The sequence below is a fragment of the Pseudoroseomonas ludipueritiae genome, assembly GCF_014490445.1.
Classification (GTDB): Bacteria; Pseudomonadota; Alphaproteobacteria; order Acetobacterales; family Acetobacteraceae; genus Pseudoroseomonas; species Pseudoroseomonas ludipueritiae.
This window is the reverse complement of sequence record NZ_JACTUZ010000206.1, coordinates 1-6,344: the sequence shown is the minus strand read 5'-3', so window position 1 is coordinate 6,344 and position 6,344 is coordinate 1. Positions and strand designations below refer to the sequence as shown.

Genomic DNA, 6,344 nt, shown 5'->3' with positions numbered 1-6,344 from the left:
CGGCGCTTGGCGGCGGCCTCGGCCTCGGCGGCGGTGGCGGCGGCCACGCGCTCGGCCTCGGCCTTGGCCTTGGCCAGGGTCTGCTCGGCCTCGGCGATGGCGGCCTTACGGTCGGCCTCGGCCTGGCGCAGCATGGTCTCGGCCTCGGCGCGCAGGCGGGCGGCCTCGTCCAGGTCGTTGCGGATCTGGGCGCCGCGGGCATCCAGCATGGCGGCCAGCTTCTTCCACATCGTGCGGCCCAGCAGGGCCACGAAGATGACGAAGGAGACGGCGACCCAGAAGACCGGGTTCAGCCAGAAATGTTCGTAATGGTGCATCGTGGCCTCCCCTTACGCCCGGCCCTGCGCGGCCAGCTCGCGGCTAACGGCGGCCTGCACAGCGGCGGGCTCGTTCAGGCCGGTCAGGCGCTGCACCAGCGCACCCGTAGTATCGGTCGCGACCTCGCGCAGCGCGCCCATGGCGGCGTCGCGGGCGGCGTTGATGCGCGCCTCGGCGGCGGCGATCTGCTCGTTCAGCTTGGCGTTCAGCGCGGCGGTCCTGGCGGAGGCATCGGCCTGCGCGGAGGCCAGCGCCTCGGCGATCGCGGCCTGCGCCTCGGTGCGGGACCGGGCGGTGGCGGCGCGGTGCGCTTCCAGCGCGGCATCGGCCTCAGCCTTGGCGGCGCGGGCGGCTTCCAGGTCACCCTGGATGCGGGCGCGGCGGTTCTCCAGCACGCTGTCGAAGCGCGGCAGGACGATATGCGCCAGCACGTAGTAGAGGATGCCGAAGATGATCAGCAGCCAGACCACCTGTGCCAGCATCAGCGGATTGCTGAAGTCCAGCTGCGGCATGCCGCCAGAGGCCTGCTCTTCCATGCCGCCGCCCGGCGTTTCGACCGCCATGGCGGTGGACGTGGCCAGCAGGGCCATCATCCCGGCGAGAGTAAACCGCTTCATCGTCTGCATCCCCGTAGAAACTTGGCCTGAGCTGAAGGGCGCGGCGCGAAGGCCGCGCCCGCCAGGATCAGGTGAACAGGATGAGGAAGGCGATCAGCAGGGCGAAGAGCGCGACCGCTTCCGTCAGGGCGAAGCCCAGGATGCCGATGGGGAACACGGTGTCGCGCGAGGCCGGGTTACGGGCAACGGAGGCGATCAGCGTGGAGAAGATGTTGCCGAGCGCGAGGCCGACGCCGAACAGGGCCAGCACGGCGATGCCGGCGCCGATCGCCTTGGCAGCGAGAACGATTTCCATCAGAGGTATCCCTTCGTAAGACCTGAAGTGGTCGGTGTCCGCGTGGCGCGGGTCTGTAAAGTCGTGGCCCCTTTGTGAGGACTGACCCCGATCAGTGCAGATGGACCGCGTCGTGCAGGTAGATGCTGGTCAGGATGGCGAAGACGTAGGCCTGCAGGAAGGCCACGAGCAGCTCGAACCCGATCAGAAGGACATTCACGCCAAGGGGCAGCACCGCGACCAGCGGGCCGACGGCACCCAGGCCACCCAGCAGCACCACGAAGGTGGCAAAGACCTTCAGCAGCACGTGGCCGGCGACCATGTTGGCGAAAAGACGGACGGAAAGGCTGATCGGGCGCGAGAGGTAGGAGACCACCTCAACCGGCACGATGATCGGCGCCAGCCAGAGCGGCGCGCCTTCCGGGAAGAAATAGCCGAAGAACTTCTTGCCGTGCAGCACCAGGGCCACGACGGTCGTGACCACGAAGACGATGGCGGCCAGCGCGAAGGTGACGGCGATGTGGCTGGTATAGGTGAAGGCGTAGGGCAGCAGGCCGATCACGTTGCCGAAGAGCACGAACATGAACAGCGTGAACACGAAGGGGAAGTAGCGCTTGCCCTCGTGGCCCACCTGGCCTGTCACCAGGTTCTCCAGGAATTCGTAGAACATCTCGGCCATGGACTGCAGGCGGCCGGGCACCACGGCGCGCGGGGCGATGCCCCAGGCCATGAGGCCGATGATCACCACCGCCGCCGCCAGCATATGGGCGTTCGACTGAGTGAAGTTCACCGCGGCACCAAGCGGCCCGAAGGCGTGGTGGAGCTCGAACTGGCTCAGCGCGTCGATCGTCTTGCCTTCGGCGGCCACGGCGGCTCTCCCGTTATTCCGGTATCTGCGGGCGGAGTGTCAGCGGGCACCACTGCGGGGGTTGAACAGCCGATAGACGTTCAGCACCCCTGCGGCACCACCCACCACGAAGAAGACCAGGAAGAGCCAGGGAAAGCTGCCAAGCCACCAGTCGAGCAACCAGCCCAGACCGGCACCCGCGATCAGGGCCGAGACAACCTCGACCCCGGCCCGAAGCCCGATCCGCCAGGGACCGCCCGGAAGGGCACCGCTGGCTGCTGTGTTTGACGCCTTTTCCAGCCCCTGCTTCTGCCGGGCCTGGCGTAGCCGCCGCTCGAAATCGTTCTGCTCGCTCACCCTTGCTCCCGCGGAATCCCCCGCCGGCAGGCAGGGCGGCTCGTAGGGCTGGGTTAAATTCATGTCAAGTGTGCGTGGCAGCCCCGCGCGTTCGAGCCTCCCTTCCGGGCAACCCATGCGGGGGCGGGACGATCCGTTCAGGCACCGGAAAACAGCGCCGCGAACTGCTCCGGCGGCACCGGGCGGCCCAGCAGGAAGCCCTGCATGGCATCGCAGCCAAGCTGCGTCAGCAGCGCCAGCTGCTCCGGCCGCTCCACCCCCTCGGCCACCACCTCGGCACCCAGCCCATGCGCGAGGCGCACGATCGCGTCCACGATTCGCGCGCTGCTGCCATCGGGGCAGAGATCCTGGATGAAAGCCCGGTCCACCTTCACCACGTCGAAGGGCAATTGCTGGAGATAGCTGAGGGAAGAATAGCCGGTGCCGAAATCATCCAGCGCCACCCGCACCCCACGTGCCCGCAGCGCGGCCAGGGCATCGCGGGCGGCGGCGGCATTGCGGATCAGCACGCCCTCCGTCACCTCCACCTCCAGCAGCGCCGGCGGCACGCCGGAGGCCGCCAGCGCCTCCTCCACCAACACCACCGCCTGGTCGCTGGCGAAGTGCAGCGCGGAAAGATTCACCGCCACCGGCCATTCCAGCCCCCGTGCCCGCCAGGCACGGATCTGCCCGCAGGCCCGGTGCAGCACGAAGCGGGAGAGGTGGGCGGCCAGGCCCGCTTCTTCCGCCAGCGGCACGAAGGCTGTGGGGGACACCGCGCCGCGCCGGGGATGGTCCCAACGCAGCAGCGCCTCGCAGCCGAAGGGCAGGCTGGCGCCAGGGCGGAACTTGGGCTGGAAGACAAGGTGGAGTCCCACATCCTCCTCCAGTGCCTGCCGCAGGTCGGCCTCCAGGGCACGGCGCTCGGCCAGCGCGGCTTCCATGTCCGGCGAGAAGGCCAGGGCCCGCCCCTTTCCCTCCAGCTTGGCGTGATGCAGGGCGATCCCCGCGCGCTGCTGCAGCACCTCCGCCGTGGAGCCCTGGGCCGGCGCCAGAACGCTGCCGATGCTGCCGCCACAATGGACGGTGCAGCCATCGATCACGAAGGGCCGCGCCAGCATCGCCACCAGCCGGGCGGCAAGCCGCGCCGCATCCGCCGCACCGCCGGCACTGGCCTGGATCACCGCGAATTCGTCGCCGCCCAGCCGGGCCAGGGTATCGCCAAGGCGCAGGCAGGCCCGCATCCGTTCCGCCGCCGCCAGCAGCAGCCGGTCGCCGCCACGGTGGCCGAGGGCGTCGTTCACCTCCTTGAAGCGGTCGAGGTTGATGCAATGCAGCGCGAAGCCGCCTTGCCCTTCATGCTTCCGCAATCCCGTCAGGGCCTTCCGCAGCCGCGTGCCGAAGAGCAGGCGGTTGGGCAGGCCTGTCAGCACGTCATGCTCGGCCAGGTGGCGCGCGCGGTCCTCGGCTGCCTTGCGGCTGGTGATGTCGAGCGCGACATGCACGACCCGTCCTGGGCCGCCCCCCTCGTCATCCACCGGGGCGGCGGTGGCCAGCAGGATGCGCTGCCGCCCTTCCTGGTCCATGGCCAGGTATTCGGCGAAAGGCTCCGGGGCATGGCCATGCAGGGCCCGTTGCAGCCCGGCATCCATGGCCACCCGCAGCGCCGCCGGCGCCTGGCCGATCACCGCCGCCTCCGCCCCCAGGCCGTGGAAGCGGGCATGCGCCTCGTTGAAGAAGAGGTAGCGGCCCTGGCTGTCATAGGCGCTGACCATGGCGGGCAGGCTGTCGATCAGCACGCGCAGGGTGCGCTCGGCTTCCCGCTGCCGCAGGGCGGCGGCATGGGCACCCAGCAGGTGCCGCCGCGCCCGGCGCGATTCCAGCGCCAGCAGCGTCGTCAGCAGCCCGGCCGAGACCAGCAGCCCCAGCATGCAGGCCAGCAGCGTCCAGTGCAGGCTGCGCAAGCCGCTCACCGCATCCCCGGCCGCCGCTTGCCGCTCCAGGTGCAGTTGCTGGTTGGCCCGCAGCAGCAGTTGCTCCACCTGGCTGAGCGCCCCCACCACGCCGGCCCGGGCCTCGGCCTCCCCAGCCAGCAGGCGGGACAGCAGCGGCTCCACCGGCGCCATCACGGCCCCGATCTCCGGCAGCCGCGTCCGCAGCCGGTCCAGCTCGGCATATTCGCTGGGGCGGTCGCCGCTGCCCAGCAGCTCGATCCGGCTCAGCAGGATCTCGAATTGCAGCGACACCTCTGCCGCAGCGGCCCCACCGGCCGTGAAGCGGTCCAGCAGCGCCAGGGTGCGGATGATCTCGATCTGCGCCTGGCTGGCCATCCAGAGGCCGCTGCGCTGCACCCGCGCTTCCATCCGGTACTGGGAGGAGACATTGAGCAGCGACACCCCCAGCGACAGCACGAAAAGCAGGCTGGCGATGCCGAGGCTGAGCTGGAAGGCCCGCCGCCGCGCCACCGGCCCGGCGAAGGGATGCCTGGGCCAGCACCCCCTGGCCCAGACCCTGCCGCGCTGGCGGTAAGGCCGGGGCAGCACCCCGGTGCCGTCGGGAGTCATCAGCGCCTTATCCCAGCGACAGGCGGCGGAGCTGCCAGACGGCGCGCTCGTGCACCTCAGGCCGGTCCAGCTCCGGCCGCTCGGACCAGGGGAAGACCAGCCAGACTGGCCCGCGCTCCCGCACCCGCAACAGCTGGCCATCCAGCCGCGTCGCCAGCAGGGCATGGCGCTCCGTCGCATCTTCCCGCGCCAGGGGAGTGCTGTAGCGGTTCAGAGCCTCCGCCCGCAGGCTGGTGGCCGTCACGCCCAGGGCATCCAGCAGCCGCAGCAGCGGCACGCCGGAGAAATGCTGCACCTCACGCGTCCAGGGCGTGATGGTCCGCAGGTCCCGCATCCCCAGGGCTTCCAGCGCCGCCAGGGTGAAGTCCCGCGGCCCGCCCGGCAGGCGGCCGTCGACGGTCAGGATGAAGGGGACGGATTCCGCCGCCGCCGGCCGGGCGGCCAGCAAGGCGGCAGCGGAAAGAACGAGGCGACGGCGGCGCATCGGGCAGGCTTCCTGAAGCATCGCGCCCCTTGGGAGGAGCGGCGGCTTCAAGCTGCGCCTTGCCGGTAAATAAGGCGTGAAGCCTGGGGCCTCAGCCCGCCCCCTGCCCCTCCACCATCTCCACCGCTGCGCTGAGGTCCACCGACAGCAGCCGGCTCACCCCCCGCTCCTGCATCGTCACGCCGTAAAGGCGGTGCATCCGCGCCATGGTCAGCGGGTGGTGCGTCACCACCAGGAAGCGGGTGCCGGAGTCGCTGGCCATGATCTCCAGCAAGCCGCAGAGCCGCTCCACATTGGCGTCGTCCAGCGGCGCATCCACCTCGTCGAGCACGCAGACAGGCGCGGGCTGGCAGCGGAAGACGGCGAAGATCAGGGAAAGCGCCGTCAGCGCCTGCTCCCCGCCTGAAAGCAGGGAAAGCGCGGACAGCTTCTTGCCCGGCGGCTCGGCATAGATCTCCAGCCCGGCTTCCAGCGGGTCGTCGCTGCCCACCAGCGCCAGGTGCGCCCGCCCACCGCCAAACAGCTTGGTGAAGAGCGCCCGGAACTCGGAATCCACGCGGTCAAACACGGCGCGCAGCCGCTCCCGCCCCTCGCGGTTCAGGTGGCCCACCGAGCCGCGCAGCTTGGCGATGGCGCTGGCGATCTCGTCGCGCTCGCGGTCGATGCCGCCGATGCGCTCCTCGATCTCCGCCATCTCCTGCTCAGCCCGCAGGTTCACCGGGCCCATATCCTCCCGCTCCTTGGCCAGCCGCTCGGCCTTGCGGCGGGCGCGTTCCTCGGCAGCGTCGGAAAGGTCCTCCGGCGCCGGGGGCAGCGGGGTGGATTCGCCCAGGCGCTCGGCCATGCGGGCGCCCAGGGCCTCGGCGGCGGCCTCGGCCTGCCGCGCCTCGGCCTCCGCCCGCAG

At 70.6% G+C, this 6,344-nt stretch carries 7 protein-coding genes and 1 pseudogene; all 8 read right to left on the bottom strand.

The features are described from left to right. A partial coding sequence (locus tag IBL25_RS23735; protein ID WP_187780944.1) for a F0F1 ATP synthase subunit B family protein occupies nt 1-317 on the bottom strand: 317 nt, incomplete at its 3' end. 12 nt (nt 318-329) lie between these two features. After that, nucleotides 330-935 (bottom strand): F0F1 ATP synthase subunit B family protein, encoded by a 606-nt coding sequence (locus tag IBL25_RS23730; protein WP_238940625.1) that lies wholly within the window; start codon nt 933-935, stop codon nt 330-332. Nucleotides 936-1,002: 67 nt separating this feature from the next. Then, nucleotides 1,003-1,230 carry an ATP synthase subunit C family protein gene (locus IBL25_RS23725; protein ID WP_076959667.1) on the bottom strand — a complete coding sequence of 76 codons (228 nt, stop codon included), beginning with the start codon at nt 1,228-1,230 and terminating at the stop codon, nt 1,003-1,005. 91 nt (nt 1,231-1,321) lie between these two features. Further along, nucleotides 1,322-2,077, bottom strand: coding sequence for a F0F1 ATP synthase subunit A (locus tag IBL25_RS23720; RefSeq protein WP_187780942.1), 756 nt, complete (start codon nt 2,075-2,077; stop codon nt 1,322-1,324). Between the two features lie 39 nt (nt 2,078-2,116). Further along, nucleotides 2,117-2,413, bottom strand: a complete 297-nt coding sequence (locus tag IBL25_RS23715; RefSeq protein WP_187780941.1) for an AtpZ/AtpI family protein — start codon at nt 2,411-2,413, stop codon at nt 2,117-2,119. A 137-nt stretch (nt 2,414-2,550) separates the two neighbouring features. Beyond that, nucleotides 2,551-4,956, bottom strand: a complete 2,406-nt coding sequence (locus tag IBL25_RS23710; protein ID WP_187780940.1) for a putative bifunctional diguanylate cyclase/phosphodiesterase — start codon at nt 4,954-4,956, stop codon at nt 2,551-2,553. A 7-nt stretch (nt 4,957-4,963) separates the two neighbouring features. Beyond that, a complete protein-coding gene (locus IBL25_RS23705) occupies nt 4,964-5,440 on the bottom strand; it encodes a molybdopterin-dependent oxidoreductase (protein ID WP_187780939.1) in 477 nt (158 codons plus the stop codon). Between the two features lie 91 nt (nt 5,441-5,531). Then, nucleotides 5,532-6,344, bottom strand: a pseudogene (locus tag IBL25_RS23700) (chromosome segregation protein SMC); the annotation flags it as partial.

Bases quoted from the DNA above. Each gene is read 5' to 3' on its own strand.
- IBL25_RS23730 (WP_238940625.1), bottom strand. From the start codon at position 935: ATGAAGCGGTTTACTCTCGCCGGGATGATGGCCCTGCTGGCCACGTCC.
- IBL25_RS23710 (WP_187780940.1), bottom strand. From the start codon at position 4,956: ATGACTCCCGACGGCACCGGGGTGCTGCCCCGGCCTTACCGCCAGCGC.
- IBL25_RS23705 (WP_187780939.1), bottom strand. From the start codon at position 5,440: ATGCGCCGCCGTCGCCTCGTTCTTTCCGCTGCCGCCTTGCTGGCCGCC.
- IBL25_RS23725 (WP_076959667.1), bottom strand. From the start codon at position 1,230: ATGGAAATCGTTCTCGCTGCCAAGGCGATCGGCGCCGGCATCGCCGTG.